This is a genomic window from Acinetobacter beijerinckii CIP 110307 (assembly GCF_000369005.1).
GTDB lineage: Bacteria > Pseudomonadota > Gammaproteobacteria > Pseudomonadales > Moraxellaceae > Acinetobacter > Acinetobacter beijerinckii.
This window is the reverse complement of sequence record NZ_KB849766.1, coordinates 593,233-609,227: the sequence shown is the minus strand read 5'-3', so window position 1 is coordinate 609,227 and position 15,995 is coordinate 593,233. Positions and strand designations below refer to the sequence as shown.

Sequence of the window (15,995 nt, the reverse complement as noted above, 5' to 3'; positions counted from 1 at the left end):
GGTTTTTTAAGAATTAAAGAAATATGAGTTGTACATTTCAATTTGCGAAAGCACCTGAACAATTGCTTAAAGCCCTACATGACGTTATTCCAAACACAGAATTACTGGCTCAGCAAGTGCCTGAAACTCCAATTTCATTGTGGCTCATTCCGCCTGTTTTTCCGACTGATCGTTTAGATGATGAAGTCATCCGTCGTATTTGGAATGAAACGCCGTATTGGATCTTTTGTTGGGCATCAGGTTTGGCGATGGCACAATGGTTACTGGCAGAACCACATCATGTGAAAGGTAAAGTGGTTTTAGATTTTGGTGCTGGCTCTGGCGTGGTTGCAATTGCTGCAAAAATGGCAGGTGCAAAACGAGTCATTTGCTGTGACATTGATCAGATTAGTTTGGAATCATGTCGTGAAAATGCTTTATTAAATAATGTAGAGCTTGAATATCTAGATGATTTGTATAAATCAGAGCAAGTCGATGTCTTACTGGCTGCCGATGTACTTTACGATCAATGTAATCGCTTCTTCTTGGATGAGTTTCTAAAATTCGCACCAGAAGTTTGGGTTGCTGATAGTCGTGTTAAAAACTTTAGTCATCCTCAATATTTGAAAATAGACGAAAGAAGTGCAACTACTTGGCCTGATTTAGATGAGTCTAAAGAATTTAGAAATGTTAGTTTTTATCGAACAAAATAATCTGATCTAAGTTGGAAGAGGATCGAAATTATGTTTCGATCCATATAAATTTTAACAAAACATCTTTGAATATCATGTTAAAACAGTTGTTGAAATAGTGATTGATAGATAAATATTTCTTTTAATTGATGATTTGAATTTAAGGATTTTAGATGAGCATTCAACAAGTTGATGATGGTAAACACGGTGTTTTTAAACTTTTAGATAATGATTCATTAGCGGGTGAAATGGCATATACATGGGCAGGCGATGCCATGTTGATTATTGATCACACCGATGTCAATGAAGCTTATCGTGGTCAAGGCATTGGTCGTCAATTATTAGATGCCTTGGTTGTTTTTGTTCGGGAGCGTGGGATAAAAGTAATCCCATTATGTCCTTTTGCAAAGTCTGTATTTGATAAAGATTCTTCAATTCACGATGTGTTAAAAGTATAAAACAAAGGATGTATACAACAGGTGTAGACATCCATTTTTATAAAATTATTTTAAACAATTAAGAGCAGGTATACCGTACTACTTTTAATGTAGTTGGGCGCGCTTCGAGTGCGTCACGTGTTGCGTAACCTTCACTGTTGTTCAATGCTGGCGAGTTTGAAAGACCAAAAGTAGCACGACTATTGCCAAGTTTTACCCCATATTGCTCTTGTTTTGCAGGGTTCATAATTTCATTTACACTTAAAACTGAAATTTTATAACTTTTTTGCATACCTAAAACCTGTTGGCATGCATGTTGTAATTTTTTTTCATCAATATCACTATTGCCACGAGCCGCAAGCGTATAGGCTAGTGTTGCAGAAGAAGCTGATTTATTTTCAATTTGGTATCCAGTTGTACCATTATATTGATGTGGATTACTTTGACATGCCGCAAGAACAAGAGCGCCGCTTACAATAACGAATAAATTGGTTTTTTTCATATCAATGGTCCTATTATTTCTGTTTTTAAGTATCGCATAAATTTCGATTTTTATTGTGATGAATCTTTAATACATCAGCTATTCATCGATTTTAGATTCAAATGATAAGAAAGAATTTTCGTTTTCGAACAATTTTGCATATAATCTGCCAAGTTTTTTATTTAATACAGAAGTCATTGCTTTATTGCGACATTGAAGCCCTTTTTTTAACGGGCGTTTAAGTTATTGCATTATAGATAAAGCAAGTCTGGATAGGTGTGTCATGATCTCTACAGATAGTCAAAAAAAATATGTGGTTGCATTTGACCAAGGTACAACGAGTTCACGTGCAATCGTGTTGGATCACGATGCGAATGTTATCACTATTGCTCAGCGTGAATTTACGCAAATCTACCCGCAACCAGGTTGGGTCGAGCATGACCCAATGGAAATCTGGGCGACTCAAAGTGCTGTTTGGGTTGAAGCTTTGGCGCAAGCAAGTATCTCAAGTGATCAAATTGCAGCAATTGGTATTACTAACCAACGTGAAACAACGGTAATCTGGGATAAACAAACGGGCAAACCTATTTACAATGCAATTGTTTGGCAGAGTCGTCAAAGCAATGAAATTTGTAATCAACTTCGTCAAGACGGTTGGCAAGACTATGTTCGTAAAGTAACAGGCTTGGTGATTGATCCGTATTTTTCTGCGACCAAGATTAAGTGGATTCTTGACCGTGTAGAAGGTAGTCGTGAACGTGCAGAACGTGGGGAACTGCTATTCGGTACAATTGATACATGGCTTATTTGGAAACTCACCAACGGTCAAGCTCACGTCACAGATTATACTAATGCTTCGCGTACCATGTTATTTAACATTGAAACATTGGAATGGGACGATAAATTGCTTGAGGCTCTAAACATTCCTAAAGCAATGCTGCCAGAGGTGAGAAGTTCATCTGAAGTTTACGGTCATACACATACAATTAGCGGGCAAGAAGTGGGTATTCCAATTGCAGGGATTGCAGGGGATCAGCAAGCAGCACTTTTTGGACAAATGTGTGTAGAAGTAGGCCAAGCAAAAAATACCTATGGAACAGGGTGTTTTTTACTTATGAATACAGGTGAGAAAATTGTTCAATCTGATCATGGTTTATTGACCACAATCGCTTGCGGTGCAAAAGGTGAAGTCAATTATGCACTAGAAGGGGCGGTATTTAATGGCGGTTCCTGTGTGCAATGGTTGCGAGACGAATTGAAAGCGATCAATGATTCTCACGACTCTGAATACTATGCAACAAAAGTAAAAGACAGTAATGGTGTTTATGTCGTTCCTGCATTTACAGGATTGGGCGCACCTTATTGGGATCCAACAGCGCGTGGCGCGATTCTCGGCATTACACGTGGTGTAAGTATCGAACATATCATTCGCGCAACGCTTGAATCGATAGCTTACCAAACGCGTGATGTTTTGGATGCCATGCAGCAAGATTCAGGTGAGAAATTACGTACCTTACGTGTTGACGGCGGTGTAACTGCCAATAATTTCTTAATGCAATTTCAAGCTGATATTTTGGGTACTTCAGTGGAACGTCCTGCTATGAAGGAAACCACAGGTATGGGAGCTGCATTTCTTGCTGGCTTAGCGGTTGGTTTCTGGTCTGATTTAAATGAGTTGAAGCGTCGAATGACCATTGAACATACCTTTACGCCAGAGTGCAGTCAGTCTGAAACTGAAAAACTTTACAAAGGTTGGCTAAAAGCTGTCGGACGTACTCGTGATTGGGCGGAAGATTGAGTTAAAATACGTCAAATTAGTATGGTCTAACATAACATAGGATAAATGAGCATGAGCTTGATACTACGCCAACAAAAAACCCTCGAATTGGTAAGAGAGCGTGGCTATATCAGTATTGAAGAACTTGCTCAATATTTTGATGTTACACCGCAAACGATTCGTCGTGATATTAATCAGCTTGCTGATGATGGGTTATTACGTCGCTATCATGGCGGTGCAGCGCATGATTCCACAGTTGAAAACACTGAATATACGATGCGCGTTGGCTATATGTTGGAAGAAAAAAGAACAATTGCTGCTGCTGTGGCAGCGGCTGTTCCTGATCATGCTTCTTTATTTATTAATATTGGTACGACTACCGAAGCAATTGCACATGCCTTGCTGAATCATACCGGATTAAAAATCATTACCAATAATCTTAATGTTGCGAAAATTCTTAGCACTAAAGAAGACTTTGAAGTATTAATTGCCAGTGGGCGTGTTCGTCCAGATGGTGGTGTGATTGGTCAGGCAACTGCGGATTTCTTTAAGCAATTTAAAGCTGATTACGCCTTGATGGGGATTAGTGGGATTGAAGAAGATGGCACTTTACTCGATTTCGATTTTCAAGAAGTATGTGTCTCTCAAGAAATCATTTCTAGTGCTAGACAAGTATTTCTCGCTGCTGACAGTAGTAAGTTTGGTCGTAATGCGATGATTCGTTTAGGTTCGTTGAAGCAGGTTGATTGTATTTTTACTGATCAGCAACCCAATGATGAATTTATGAAAACCATTCGAGATCTAGATGTTGGTTTGATTATTGCAAAATAAATATTCATTTTCGAAAAATCTTTAAATTTTCTTGAGTTAATTTGATTGGCTCAAGAAATATTTCTTATCATTCTAAAACTCCCAATAAATCAGCTGTATTTCTTGTCTTTATTTCTATTAAGTGTGTTTGAAAACATATTTTTCATTTTCTAATAATGCCTAGTATTTGGCATTTTATTGATCATTTTTTAATTGTTTATTTTCATTTATTGTGTTTTAATTTTCAATAATGAACATTATTGAAAATTTGCGGTGCTCTATGCAAACTTCTCCTCAATCAAACGAAAAAATTTATGATATTGCTGTCATTGGTGGTGGTATCAACGGTGTAGGTATTGCAGCAGATGCTTCAGGTCGTGGCTTATCTGTATTTTTATGTGAAAAAGATGATTTGGCGAGTCATACATCTTCTGCAAGCAGTAAGTTGATTCACGGTGGTTTGCGCTATCTTGAACATAAAGAATTTCGTTTGGTACGTGAAGCATTGGCTGAGCGTGAAGTATTGTTGGCGAAAGCACCACACATTATTCGACCAATGCGTTTTATCATGCCGCATCGTCCTCACTTACGCCCAGCGTGGTTGATTCGTACAGGATTATTCTTTTACGACCATTTGGGCAAACGTGAAAAATTATTAGGTTCAAATAACGTTCATTTTAAAGAGGATAGTCCATTAAATTCTGCGATTACGCGTGGTTTTGAATATTCAGACTGTGCAGTGGATGACTCTCGTTTAGTTGTATTAAATGCAATGCATGCACGTGAAAAAGGTGCGGATATTGTGACACGTACCCGTTGCTTATCTGCACAACGTGAAGGACAGTATTGGGTTCTTGATCTGGAAAATGAAAAAGGTCAATTCCAGATTAAAGCCAAAGCTTTGGTGAATGCTGCTGGTCCTTGGGTAGCGCAGTTTATCAAGCAGGATTTACAGCTTAAATCACCATACGGTATCCGTTTGATTCAGGGTAGTCATATCATTGTGCCGAAGCTTTACGAAGGTGATAAAGCATTTATCATGCAGAATGATGATCGTCGTATTGTGTTCGCGATTCCATACTTGGATCAATACACCATGATTGGAACGACAGACCGTGAATATCAAGGTGATCCTGCACAAGTGAAAATTACGCAGGAAGAAATTGATTACTTGATTGAAGTCAGTAATGCGCACTTTAAAAACCAATTAACCCAAGCTGATATTGTTTGGACTTTTGCAGGTGTACGTCCATTGTGTGATGATGAGTCGGATAATCCATCAGCAATTACCCGTGACTATACTTTATCTTTATCACAAGATGCTGAAGATCAAGCGCCATTACTTTCAGTCTTTGGCGGTAAGTTAACGACTTATCGTAAGTTGGCAGAATCTGCTATGCAGCAGTTAAAAGCATTCTTCCCTGAAATGAAAGGCAGTTGGACGGCAACAGAGGCATTACCTGGTGGTGAAAACATGGTAACAACTGAACAGTTGGCGAAAGAGATTCGTGCACAAATTACTGATGCATCTGAGGCTTTGGCAAAACGTTGGGCATCTGCTTATGGTTCACGTATTTGGAATATCTTGGGGGAAGCAACTTCGGTTGAGCAGTTAGGTCAGCATTTTGGTCAAGGTTTGTATGCTAAAGAAGTAGACTACTTATGTCGCTTTGAATGGGTCACGACCAGTCAAGATATTTTGTGGAGACGTTCAAAGCTTGGTCTCAATTTTACGCCAACTGAGATCGAAAGCTTAGATGTGTATTTAGCAAATAAACCAAATAGCACGGTTGCTGCTTAAAAGTTCTCAATAAAAAAGCCCCTTTGAATAAGGGGCTTTTTTATGGGGGGTAATTAAAAAATCAGATTATTAACTTAATAGTATATTTAGATTTAATAAATTAATTTAGGTTAGTGATTGTTGTTAAATTGGGGTTGGTGATGTATATTTCGTGATAATTTGTAAAATTACGTACTGTTCTGTATTTTTTATATGAGAAAAATAAAACATTTAACAGTCATAAGTGTGACTTTTATCCCGTTTTTCACATTTGCTGCTGACTTAAAGTCTCCTCCTAATGTAGATCAGGTTTCTACTTTGGAAGCCATTCGGCAAGATCAGCGTTTAAATGATTTAAAACAACAATTATTAGATCAAAATATTCAACTTAAACCAAGACAGTTAGTCTACCAGCAAAGCCTGCAACAAATCGTTGTACACGAAAGCCCGTGTTTTAAGATTGATCAACTCCATCTCAGTTTGTTGAATAATCAAGATCAGAAATATAGCCCGCAAGACTTTCAATTCATGATTAAAGAATTGAGTGATCCCCAAAAAGGGATTTTAGGGCAGTGTATAGGCACGCAAAGCCTACAAAATTTGGTGCGATTTGCACAGAATGAGGTGCTTAAGAACGGTTATCTGACCACGCAAGTAATCGCACCTGAGCAAGATTTAAATACAGGTGTTTTAGAATTACAACTTGAATTGGGGCGATTGCATAAGTTCATTCAAAAAGACGCAGAACCATCAAAATTAGAACTTTCGGCTGCGTTACCTTTTAAGGAAAATGATGTCCTTAATCTGCGCCAGTTTGATCAAGGCTTAGAAAATTTAAAACGAGCAACCAATCGACGTTTAGACTTTCAAATTGTTCCAACAACTGATGAACGTCATGGCTATAGTGATGTATTGATTTCTGCTGAACCCTTACAAAAACTGAATTCTAATATCGGGCTTGATGACTCGGGTACTAAAAGTACAGGAAAATATATTGGGAACGTTGGGATTGGGGTAAACAGTCCATTTCATCTCAACGATGCATTCAATCTAAACTTTAGTCATTCACTAGATAACTTACATCGTGATCGTAACCAAAACTACTTTGTGAGCTATCAACTCCCATTTCGTAACTATGATCTGAGTGTTAGTTTTAACCAATCTGAATACGAACAATATGTTGCAGGTTATAATGCACCAATTTTATATAGCGGAAAAAATCAACAAAGCAACCTCGCCGTATCTCGTCTCTTAAGCCGAGGTAGTCACTATAAGACCAGTGTATATAGCAAAATCTATCATAAGCGTAGCCAAAACTTTATTGACGACATTGAGGTAGGCGTACAGCGACGTCAAACCTCAGGTTGGAATGCAGGATTACAACACCGTCAAATGCTGCCGCTGGATGTGTTGCTGCAGCTATACAGAAAAGTTGTGAGGCTGGGGCAATCGGAGCAGCTGTAGGAGAGATGGTTGCAGGGCAGCTAAATGATGGTAGTAAGGTATTAACTGACGTACAAAAAGAACAAATCATTAAACAAAGCAAATTGGTTGCTGGTATTGTAGCCGCTTATACTGGTCACGATGTAGATGTTGCAACTACATCGGCGGATATTGCTGTTAGGAACAATAATTTGGCTATGATTGATCCTGTAGAATTTCTGGAACAAACGAAAATACATGGGGAAGCTCCAACAGTCACTGAGTTTTTTTCAACGCTAGATACGAATATCAAATTTAGGGAAAGTGGTAATGGCCAAATTTATTTATGTTTATCGTCTGTAGAGTCGAATTGTGTTGGAAAACCTATCAGTCGACAACAAGCAATTGATAAATTAGTGGCAGATCCAATTATTCGTGCTGGTCTAACATTAGTTGAATATTACCCAGGTAGAGCTGCTCAGAAAACAGTAGTTCATATAGTTTCACCAGAGGCTAAGCTACCTTCTCCAACTGGTGAGCAAGCTATTACCAATTGGAGAGGATCAGGACCAGTACATGGTGTTATTGCAATTAACCAGCAAAGTAATACATCTGTATTAAAGAAGTATACAGGAAGAAGTGTTGAATTTATATTTGATCCAAAATCTAATACATTTGCTTTTGGGAGTGTATCGGTTTTTAAAAATGGATCTCCTCATGAACAGCTTGTGCAGTCAATTGGAATAAAAAGAAATAATAATTTTACTGTGGGTGGAATTATGTCTGTTAAAAATGGTGTTGTTAGTACAACAGAAAATAGTGGACATTATGGTCAGAATTGGACTCCTAAAGTCCGTGAGCAATTTAAATTATTTATGGCTTCAAAAGGTATTAAATTAGATCATGAAAAATGGTCTAAATAATTGTAGAGGAAATTATATGGAAAATAATCTTATTGATGTTAGAAAGGGCTTGTTGCTTCTAGAACAACACGATAAAAATGCGGACTTTGATATATTAGATGTTGAAAATAAAGTAAATATCTTAAATTATGCTCTTAGTGAGAGTGTAAGTATATATTGGCCAAATTTAGCCTTAAATTGGATTGAAAAAAATCCGTATATCATTAGCAATAGTCTTGAAAATGTTTTATTAGAATTAGCTAATAAGTCCTGGGTAAAACAAGCGATGAAGCAGAAAATCAGACGTTTATTGAAAAGATCATAAAGTATGTAGTAGTGCTACAGATGATTAATCACTTGCTTATTAACCTGAACTACGGATAAGCAATAGACTTGAAAAAAGAAGGACTTGAGCTATCAATTGAATTACAGTACCAAACTTAATTAACTCTTCATTGTATTTGATAGTACTTAATTATTCTGTGTTATTGATGATTTTCTTATAAAAATTTGAATCAATTTATTGGAAATTCTTAAAGTAAAACCTCAGATGCTTAAAAACTCGTTTTGCACGCCTTAGAATTTCTGAAATTGCCTTTATTGCAATTTGGTATAAATGTCTTGTCCATTTACCTTACAATAAATTATTAGACAGCAAAAAAGGTCGCCGAAGCGACCTTTTTATGTCATTTAATTATTAAGCAGATTTAACCGCATTTAATAATTCATTTTGACGATCTTTAAGTGCTTGAGGTAAACGATCACCAAGTTTAGTAAATAACTCAGTGTGGCTCTCAAGTTCTTTGATCCATTGATCTTTATCTTGAGCAGTAACAGTTTCGAATTGCTCTTTAGAGAAATCAATACCTTCCCAGTTCAATTGCTCATAAGTTGGAACAAGACCGATTGGTGTTTCAGTCGCTTCAGCACGACCTTCACAACGATCAATGATCCACTCAAGAACACGCATGTTTTGACCGAAACCAGGCCATACGAAGTTGCCTTCAGCATCACGACGGAACCAGTTTACATTGAAGATTTTTGGTAATTTGTTGCCAGCTGCTTCTGCTTTAGCACCAACTTCTTGACCAAGTTGTAACCAATGACCGAAGTAATCAGCCATGTTATAACCAGCGAATGGAAGCATCGCAAATGGATCGCGACGAACGATACCTTGTTGACCAACAGCAGCCGCAGTCGTTTCAGAACCCATAGTTGCAGCTTTATACACGCCATCAACCCAATCAAAAGCTTCTGATACTAAAGGCACTGTGTCGGCACGGCGACCACCGAAGATGAATGCAGAGATTGGTACACCTGCTGGATTTTCCCAGTCAGCGTCAATCGAAGGGCATTGACCCGCAGAAACGGTAAAGCGTGAGTTTGGATGCGCAGCTTTTTCGCCTTCAACGTATGGCTGGCCTTTCCAAGTGATTAGATCAGCTGGAACTTCTTTAGTTAGACCTTCCCACCATACTTCGCCATCTTTAGTCACAGCAACGTTGGTATAAATAACATCTTTATGCATCGTTGCGATGCAGTTCGGGTTAGTTTTGGTATTTGTACCAGGCGCAACACCGAAGAAACCAGCTTCTGGGTTGATTGCATATAAGCGACCATCTTCACCTGGTTTGATCCAAGCAATATCGTCACCTACAGTTTCAATCTTCCAACCTTCGTAACCTGCTGGTGGAATTAACATCGCAAAGTTTGTTTTACCACAAGCAGAAGGGAATGCTGCTGCGATGTAGTGTTTTTCACCTTGTGGATTGGTCACACCTAAAATCAGCATGTGTTCAGCTAACCAGCCTTGCTCACGACCCATTGCGGAAGCAATACGTAATGCTAGGCATTTTTTACCAAGCAATGCATTACCGCCGTAACCAGAACCGTAAGACCAGATTTCACGCGTTTCTGGATAGTGAACGATATATTTTTCGTTGTTACATGGCCAAGCAACGTCTTTTTGACCATCTTTTAACGGAGCAGCAACAGTGTGTACGCATGGGATAAACTCACCATCTGTACCTAACACGTCATAAACTGCTTTACCCATACGTGCCATTTTAGTCATGCTAACGGCAACGTAAGGTGAATCTGTTAACTCGATACCGATGTGAGCAATGTGGCTTCCTAAAGGACCCATCGAGAAGGGAACCACATACATGGTACGGCCTTCCATCGCACCGTCAAATAATCCATTTAATTTTTCGCGCATTTCTGCAGGAGCAACCCAGTTGTTTGTTGCGCCAGCATCTTCTTCATTTTGCGAGCAGATATACGTACGGTCTTCAACACGAGCAACGTCAGAAGGATCAGAATTTGCAAGATAAGAACCAGGATGTTTTTCTTGGTTAAGTTTTTGCATGGTGCCGTTAGCGATCATCAAGTCCATAAGACGTTGATATTCTTCTTCGCTTCCGTCACACCATTCGATTTTTGCTGGTTTGGTTAATTTTGCAATTTCTTCCACCCATGCAATAAGCTTAGGGTGACGAACGAATTCTGGTGCGTTCACTTGGGTCATGGTGATGCCTTTTTAAAGTGTGTACGACGTACAGTTCTATTCATTGGATGACAATGAAAATAGATGGAGTAAAAAAAGTGGCTGTATTAAAGCATAAAATCGTGAAAAAAATAAGACTATAGTATGTTATTCATTATTAATGAAAAAATGTATATTTGATATTAAGTCATTGTTTTTACGTTAGTTGAGATGGTGGTTTAAGTGTATATGTTTTTTTTATATGTGTTATTTTTATTAAAAATCTTAATTAAAAACAATGGTTTGATAAATTATATTTTCTTGAGAATAATTATTGATAAATTGAATAATGATTATCCAAAATTTACATAAACAAGCTTTTATTTGTTGGTTTTGTAAACAAAAATACCAAGAATATTGTTGTTTAGGTTGATCCTAATGCTGAATGGTTTGCAACCGCTGTCTATTATTTATAATCAAAAATCAGGATTTCATGCGGCACAACAAGATGAAGTTTATGAAAAACTGATGACTTTTTGGACAAAATATGGATTTGAAATTCAAGTTTTTGAATTAAATCAAAATGTTAGTTTTGATGAGATGATGGATACCGTCCTTATTAGGCATCAAGATGCTCAATCTAGAGGTGTTGTTGTTGCAGCCGGTGGTGATGGTACGCTCAATGCAGTCGCTAAAAAATTAATGCACACTGATATTCCTATGGGCATTATACCTTTGGGAACATTTAATTACGTTGCTCGTGTTTTGGACATACCGATTGATATATTTCAAGCGGCTGAAGTAATTGCCACTGGAGCTTATCGTCATGTACATGTGGCAACCATTAATGATCATATTTATCTCAATAATGCCAGTTTAGGGTTATATCCTTTATTCATTAAGAAACGTGAATTATATAACCAACGTTTTGGTCGATTTCCTTTACATGCCTATACGTCAGGTTTAGATGTATTACTTCGTGAACATAAGTCTTTAAAACTGTCTATAAATGTTGATGGACAGAAATATCCAGTTGCTACACCTTTAATTTTTTTCGGCAATAACCAGCTACAACTGTGTGATATGAAGTTAAGAATTGCAGAATGTGCAGCCAATGGTAAACTTGCAGGGGTGGTTGTTGCAAAAAGCGATCGTCTTAGTTTGATGAAAATGTTATGGAAATTAATTCAAGGAAAAATTGATCAGGCTTCTGATGTATATTCATTTTGTGCAGAACAGATTCAAGTGGATTGTAAAAAGAAAAAATTAACAGTTGCTGTGGATGGTGAGTTAATTGAGTTGCAGCCACCATTAAAATTTGCCGTTAAAAAATCAGCTTTAAAAGTGATGGTACCTCATGTTACTACACCTATCTGATTTACACTTTGGAACTGAACGTCAAGATTGCATTCAGGCAATTCACGCATTTTGTAAACTCCATCGCCCTGAAGCGATTATTGTCAGTGGAGATTTAACTCAACGTGCTCGATTTATGCAGTTTTATGCATGTCGGCAATTTTTAGACTCTTTATCTATTCCTTACTTGGTTGTGCCGGGTAATCATGACATTCCGCTTTATCATGTATGGAATCGTTTTTTTTCGCCATTTGTACGTTACCAAGCATTCTTTGGACGTTTGGAAACGACATTAGAAACAGAAAATTTTTATGTCGTTGGCATGAATAGCATTCGCAGGAGATATCATACTCGCGGGCATATTTCCTTAGAACAAATTCATGAAACCTATGAAAAATTAAAACAAGCGCCGTCTAATAAAACTAAATTAGTTGTATTTCATCAGCCTTTTTATACTTTTCCAAATGATCATGGAGATAAAGATTGTCCAGTGCTTGCTAAAATCGCTTTAGAGCGTTGGGGCGAAACAGGGTTGTTTGGTTTATTACATGGGCATTTACATAAAGTTGCTGTGCATGATTTAAATCAAATTTTTCAGCTAGGCTTTGATCACCCAATTTTAGATATTCATGCAGGCACGGCAATCTCTAACCGATTACGTTTCGGATTTTCAAATAGTTTTAATGTGATTTTGAAAGATGGTTCTATTGAACATTATTGGTTTGATGAAGACCAAAAAACATTTGTTAAGTCTGAGAATACAGATAAATAGTTTGACCTTTGATTCTTTAGTCTAAAAAAGGAGCAAAAAAATAGAATTTTTTTGCTCCTTACCCTTGAAGCCTTTTTTTTTAACCCCACAAAAGTGGCATATCAAATTTTTTGTTCATTGCTACTGATTAGCAATGCAAATTAATCAAAAAAGACTAAGTCTGATGGAGTTAAATATGAGTAACATTCGTCCATTACATGATCGTGTTGTGATTCGTCGCGTAGAAGAAGAAACTAAAACGGCTGGTGGTATTTTACTTCCAGGTTCTGCTGCTGAAAAACCATCGCAAGGTGAAGTGATCGCAGTAGGTAATGGTCAGATTACTGACAACGGCGTTCGTGCTTTAGACGTAAAAGTAGGTGATAAAGTATTATTTGGTACTTATTCAGGTACTACCGTTAAAGTAAACGGTGAAGAACTTTTAATCATGAAAGAGTCAGATATTTTAGCTGTGTTAGAAGGCTAATCGAGACATAACTCAAAAATTATCAGATACAGTATTTAAAAAGATTCGGAGTTAAACATGTCAGCTAAAGACGTAAAATTTGGTGATTCAGCTCGCTCAAAAATGATTGCAGGCGTAAACGTACTTGCAGACGCTGTAAAAGTAACCTTAGGTCCTAAAGGTCGTAACGTTGTAATCGACCGTTCTTTCGGTGCACCGCACATCACTAAAGATGGTGTAACAGTGGCGAAAGAAATTTCTTTAAAAGACAAGTTTGAAAACATGGGTGCCCAACTTGTACGTGAAGTTTCTTCTAAAACCAATGACATCGCAGGTGACGGTACAACAACTGCAACTGTACTTGCTCAAGCAATTTTAAATGAAGGGATCAAATCTGTAACTGCAGGTATGAACCCAATGGATTTAAAACGTGGTATCGACATTGCAGTTAGAACTGTAGTTGAAAATATCCGTGCTAATTCTAAACCTGCTGATGACTTTAAAGCGATTGAACAAGTCGGTTCGATCTCTGCAAACTCAGATACAACTGTTGGTAAATTAATTGCGCAAGCAATGGAAAAAGTAGGTAAAGAAGGTGTTATCACTGTAGAAGAAGGTTCTGGCTTTGAAGACGCATTAGACGTTGTAGAAGGTATGCAGTTCGACCGTGGTTATATCTCTCCATATTTCGCGAACAAGCAAGATACGCTAACTGCTGAACTTGAAAATCCATTCATTCTTCTAGTTGATAAAAAAATCAGCAATATTCGTGAATTGATTACAGTATTAGAAGCTGTTGCTAAAACAGGTAAACCACTTCTTATCATCGCTGAAGATGTTGAAGGTGAAGCGCTTGCAACACTTGTTGTGAACAACATGCGCGGTATTATTAAAGTATGTGCGGTTAAAGCACCTGGTTTTGGTGATCGTCGTAAAGCTATGCTTCAAGACATCGCGATCTTGACTGGCGCGACTGTAATTTCTGAAGAAGTAGGCATGTCTTTAGAGCAAGCTTCTCTTCAAGATTTAGGTTCAGCGCACAAAATCACAGTTTCTAAAGAAAACACAGTGATTGTTGATGGTGCTGGTAATGCTGAGCAAATCTCTGAACGTGTTCAACAGATCCGTGCGCAAATCGAAGAATCAACGTCTGAATATGACAAAGAAAAACTTCAAGAACGTGTTGCTAAATTAGCGGGCGGTGTTGCAGTCATCAAAATTGGTGCAGCAACTGAAGTTGAAATGAAAGAGAAGAAAGACCGTGTAGACGATGCACTTCACGCAACTCGCGCAGCAGTTGAAGAAGGTGTTGTTGCTGGTGGTGGTGTTGCACTTGTACGCGCAGTAAATGTTTTAGATAACTTAAAAGGTGCTAACGAAGATCAAACTGCGGGTATTAACATTTTACGTCGTGCGATCGAAGCTCCACTTCGCCAAATCGTTTCAAATGCTGGTGATGAGCCATCAGTTGTAATCAATGCTGTAAAAGCAGGTGAAGGTAACTTTGGTTACAACGCTGCAACTGGCGAATATGGCGACATGTTAGAAATGGGTATTCTTGACCCTGCTAAAGTAACGCGTTCTGCACTTGAACACGCAGCTTCAGTTGCTGGTTTAATGTTAACCACTGAATGTATGATTACTGACATTCCAGAAGATAAACCAGCTGGTCCAGATATGGGTGGTATGGGTGGTATGGGCGGAATGATGTAATTACATCTTCTTTCTAGATCAAAAAAAATCCCTGCAATAGCAGGGATTTTTTTACGTTTGTAGAATAGTAAAAGTCAAATTAACAGGTTATTAATAAACTTATTGATATTTATAAAATTAGAAATTTAATAGAACAGAAATTATTGGAGGAATGTATGTATAAATCATATTGCCTAATTTTGAGCTGTAGCTTATTGAGCTTTCAAACCTATGCTGAAAATATCAAAGATTCATTTGCAGGGGAAACTAAAGTATTTTTAAACATTTATGGATTTGCCGCCGATATCGATGGAACTATTGGTTATCAAGGTTTGAACTATCCTGTAGATCAACCATTTAAAGATACGCTAGAAGCTTTAGATCAGGCGGTTATGGGGCATATCGAGATTAATAAAGGAAAATGGGGTGTTTTCTCTGATATTCAGTATGTGAAAACTGAAGAAAATAAAGCAGTGCTATCGGTTCCGCTTGCGGTATCAACTAAAGTCAATCTCAGTAATTTAGGTGTCTATTACCGAGCTTATGAACAATTTCCTGAAGGAAATGGATTAATTATAGAACCGACATTAGGGATTAATTATACGGATTTAGAAGGAAATTTAGCTGCATTAGGAAGGCAAATTTCAGTAGAAAAAAACTGGTTAGAATATTTTGGTGGTACGCGTGTGAGATATAACAGTAATTCACCTTGGAATTTAGCAGCGCAATATACTTATGGCACAGAGCAAACTCAAATTGCACAAGCATATTTAGGTTATCGCCAAAAAATATTATCAGCTCCAGTAAATTTCAGAGTTGGATACCGTTATGTATCACAAGATTATAAAAATGGCAGTTTTAAATGGGATACTGTACAGCAAGGGCCAATACTTGGAATTGGGTTTGGTTTTTAAAAATTTGGCATAAAAAAGAAGAAATAAACATTTATTGTTTCTTCTTTAAAT

General features: G+C 37.6%; 15 protein-coding genes and 1 pseudogene. 14 read left to right on the top strand and 2 right to left on the bottom strand.

Annotation, left to right across the window (positions count from 1 at the left end):
- Positions 1–23: 23 nt before the first annotated feature.
- Entirely contained in the window at positions 24–692 is a 669-nt protein-coding gene (locus F933_RS16035; protein ID WP_005062922.1) for a class I SAM-dependent methyltransferase, read from the top strand.
- A 152-nt stretch (positions 693–844) separates the two neighbouring features.
- Positions 845–1,129 carry a GNAT family N-acetyltransferase gene (locus F933_RS16030; protein ID WP_005062919.1) on the top strand — a complete coding sequence of 95 codons (285 nt, stop codon included), beginning with the start codon at positions 845–847 and terminating at the stop codon, positions 1,127–1,129.
- 58 nt (positions 1,130–1,187) lie between these two features.
- On the opposite strand, the gene F933_RS16025 is transcribed toward F933_RS16030, so the two are convergent.
- The gene (locus tag F933_RS16025; RefSeq protein ID WP_005062916.1) at positions 1,188–1,610 is read right to left on the bottom strand and encodes a hypothetical protein; all 423 of its coding nucleotides are present in this window, start codon (positions 1,608–1,610) and stop codon (positions 1,188–1,190) included.
- Between the two features lie 262 nt (positions 1,611–1,872).
- On the opposite strand from F933_RS16025, the gene glpK reads away from it, so the two are divergent.
- The 7 genes and pseudogenes from glpK to F933_RS17465 form a co-directional block, all read left to right on the top strand.
- A complete protein-coding gene (glpK, locus tag F933_RS16020) occupies positions 1,873–3,387 on the top strand; it encodes a glycerol kinase GlpK (RefSeq protein ID WP_005062914.1) in 1,515 nt (504 codons plus the stop codon).
- Positions 3,388–3,438: 51 nt separating this feature from the next.
- Positions 3,439–4,197 carry a DeoR family transcriptional regulator gene (locus F933_RS16015; RefSeq protein WP_005062912.1) on the top strand — a complete coding sequence of 253 codons (759 nt, stop codon included), beginning with the start codon at positions 3,439–3,441 and terminating at the stop codon, positions 4,195–4,197.
- 259 nt (positions 4,198–4,456) lie between these two features.
- A complete protein-coding gene (glpD, locus tag F933_RS16010) occupies positions 4,457–5,977 on the top strand; it encodes a glycerol-3-phosphate dehydrogenase (RefSeq protein WP_005062909.1) in 1,521 nt (506 codons plus the stop codon).
- 225 nt (positions 5,978–6,202) lie between these two features.
- Entirely contained in the window at positions 6,203–7,420 is a 1,218-nt protein-coding gene (locus F933_RS16005) for a ShlB/FhaC/HecB family hemolysin secretion/activation protein (RefSeq protein ID WP_228127877.1), read from the top strand.
- A 5-nt stretch (positions 7,421–7,425) separates the two neighbouring features.
- Positions 7,426–8,301, top strand: a complete 876-nt coding sequence (locus F933_RS16000) for a polymorphic toxin type 43 domain-containing protein (protein ID WP_005062905.1) — start codon at positions 7,426–7,428, stop codon at positions 8,299–8,301.
- Positions 8,302–8,317: 16 nt separating this feature from the next.
- Complete coding sequence (locus tag F933_RS15995) at positions 8,318–8,605, top strand: hypothetical protein (protein ID WP_005062902.1); 288 nt, start codon at positions 8,318–8,320, stop codon at positions 8,603–8,605.
- Positions 8,606–8,767: 162 nt separating this feature from the next.
- Positions 8,768–8,900 (top strand): annotated as a pseudogene (locus F933_RS17465) (IS982 family transposase); the annotation flags it as partial.
- 77 nt (positions 8,901–8,977) lie between these two features.
- Here the strand turns inward: F933_RS17465 and F933_RS15990 are convergent.
- Complete coding sequence (locus F933_RS15990; protein WP_005062900.1) at positions 8,978–10,807, bottom strand: phosphoenolpyruvate carboxykinase (GTP); 1,830 nt, start codon at positions 10,805–10,807, stop codon at positions 8,978–8,980.
- Positions 10,808–11,203: 396 nt separating this feature from the next.
- Between F933_RS15990 and F933_RS15985 the strand changes: the two genes are divergently transcribed.
- From F933_RS15985 to F933_RS15965, 5 genes are all read left to right on the top strand, one after another.
- Complete coding sequence (locus F933_RS15985) at positions 11,204–12,142, top strand: diacylglycerol/lipid kinase family protein (RefSeq protein ID WP_005062898.1); 939 nt, start codon at positions 11,204–11,206, stop codon at positions 12,140–12,142.
- Positions 12,123–12,893 (top strand): metallophosphoesterase family protein, encoded by a 771-nt coding sequence (locus F933_RS15980; protein WP_005062897.1) that lies wholly within the window; start codon positions 12,123–12,125, stop codon positions 12,891–12,893. The genes F933_RS15985 and F933_RS15980 overlap by 20 nt, the downstream gene beginning before the upstream one ends.
- A 175-nt stretch (positions 12,894–13,068) precedes the next feature.
- A complete protein-coding gene (locus F933_RS15975) occupies positions 13,069–13,359 on the top strand; it encodes a co-chaperone GroES (RefSeq protein ID WP_005055182.1) in 291 nt (96 codons plus the stop codon).
- A 57-nt stretch (positions 13,360–13,416) separates the two neighbouring features.
- Complete coding sequence (gene groL / locus F933_RS15970; protein ID WP_005062893.1) at positions 13,417–15,051, top strand: chaperonin GroEL; 1,635 nt, start codon at positions 13,417–13,419, stop codon at positions 15,049–15,051.
- Between the two features lie 155 nt (positions 15,052–15,206).
- Entirely contained in the window at positions 15,207–15,944 is a 738-nt protein-coding gene (locus tag F933_RS15965) for a hypothetical protein (RefSeq protein WP_005062889.1), read from the top strand.
- Positions 15,945–15,995: the final 51 nt, after the last annotated feature.

What these genes read in the sequence shown, in the direction of transcription:
- F933_RS15985 (WP_005062898.1), top strand. Translation starts at nt 11,204, where the DNA reads ATGCTGAATGGTTTGCAACCGCTGTCTATTATTTATAATCAAAAATCA.
- glpK (WP_005062914.1), top strand. Translation starts at nt 1,873, where the DNA reads ATGATCTCTACAGATAGTCAAAAAAAATATGTGGTTGCATTTGACCAA.
- F933_RS16035 (WP_005062922.1), top strand. Translation starts at nt 24, where the DNA reads ATGAGTTGTACATTTCAATTTGCGAAAGCACCTGAACAATTGCTTAAA.
- F933_RS16025 (WP_005062916.1), bottom strand. Translation starts at nt 1,610, where the DNA reads ATGAAAAAAACCAATTTATTCGTTATTGTAAGCGGCGCTCTTGTTCTT.
- F933_RS15975 (WP_005055182.1), top strand. Translation starts at nt 13,069, where the DNA reads ATGAGTAACATTCGTCCATTACATGATCGTGTTGTGATTCGTCGCGTA.
- F933_RS16030 (WP_005062919.1), top strand. Translation starts at nt 845, where the DNA reads ATGAGCATTCAACAAGTTGATGATGGTAAACACGGTGTTTTTAAACTT.
- F933_RS15980 (WP_005062897.1), top strand. Translation starts at nt 12,123, where the DNA reads ATGTTACTACACCTATCTGATTTACACTTTGGAACTGAACGTCAAGAT.
- F933_RS16000 (WP_005062905.1), top strand. Translation starts at nt 7,426, where the DNA reads ATGGTTGCAGGGCAGCTAAATGATGGTAGTAAGGTATTAACTGACGTA.
- F933_RS15990 (WP_005062900.1), bottom strand. Translation starts at nt 10,807, where the DNA reads ATGACCCAAGTGAACGCACCAGAATTCGTTCGTCACCCTAAGCTTATT.
- F933_RS16015 (WP_005062912.1), top strand. Translation starts at nt 3,439, where the DNA reads ATGAGCTTGATACTACGCCAACAAAAAACCCTCGAATTGGTAAGAGAG.
- glpD (WP_005062909.1), top strand. Translation starts at nt 4,457, where the DNA reads ATGCAAACTTCTCCTCAATCAAACGAAAAAATTTATGATATTGCTGTC.
- F933_RS15965 (WP_005062889.1), top strand. Translation starts at nt 15,207, where the DNA reads ATGTATAAATCATATTGCCTAATTTTGAGCTGTAGCTTATTGAGCTTT.
- F933_RS15995 (WP_005062902.1), top strand. Translation starts at nt 8,318, where the DNA reads ATGGAAAATAATCTTATTGATGTTAGAAAGGGCTTGTTGCTTCTAGAA.
- groL (WP_005062893.1), top strand. Translation starts at nt 13,417, where the DNA reads ATGTCAGCTAAAGACGTAAAATTTGGTGATTCAGCTCGCTCAAAAATG.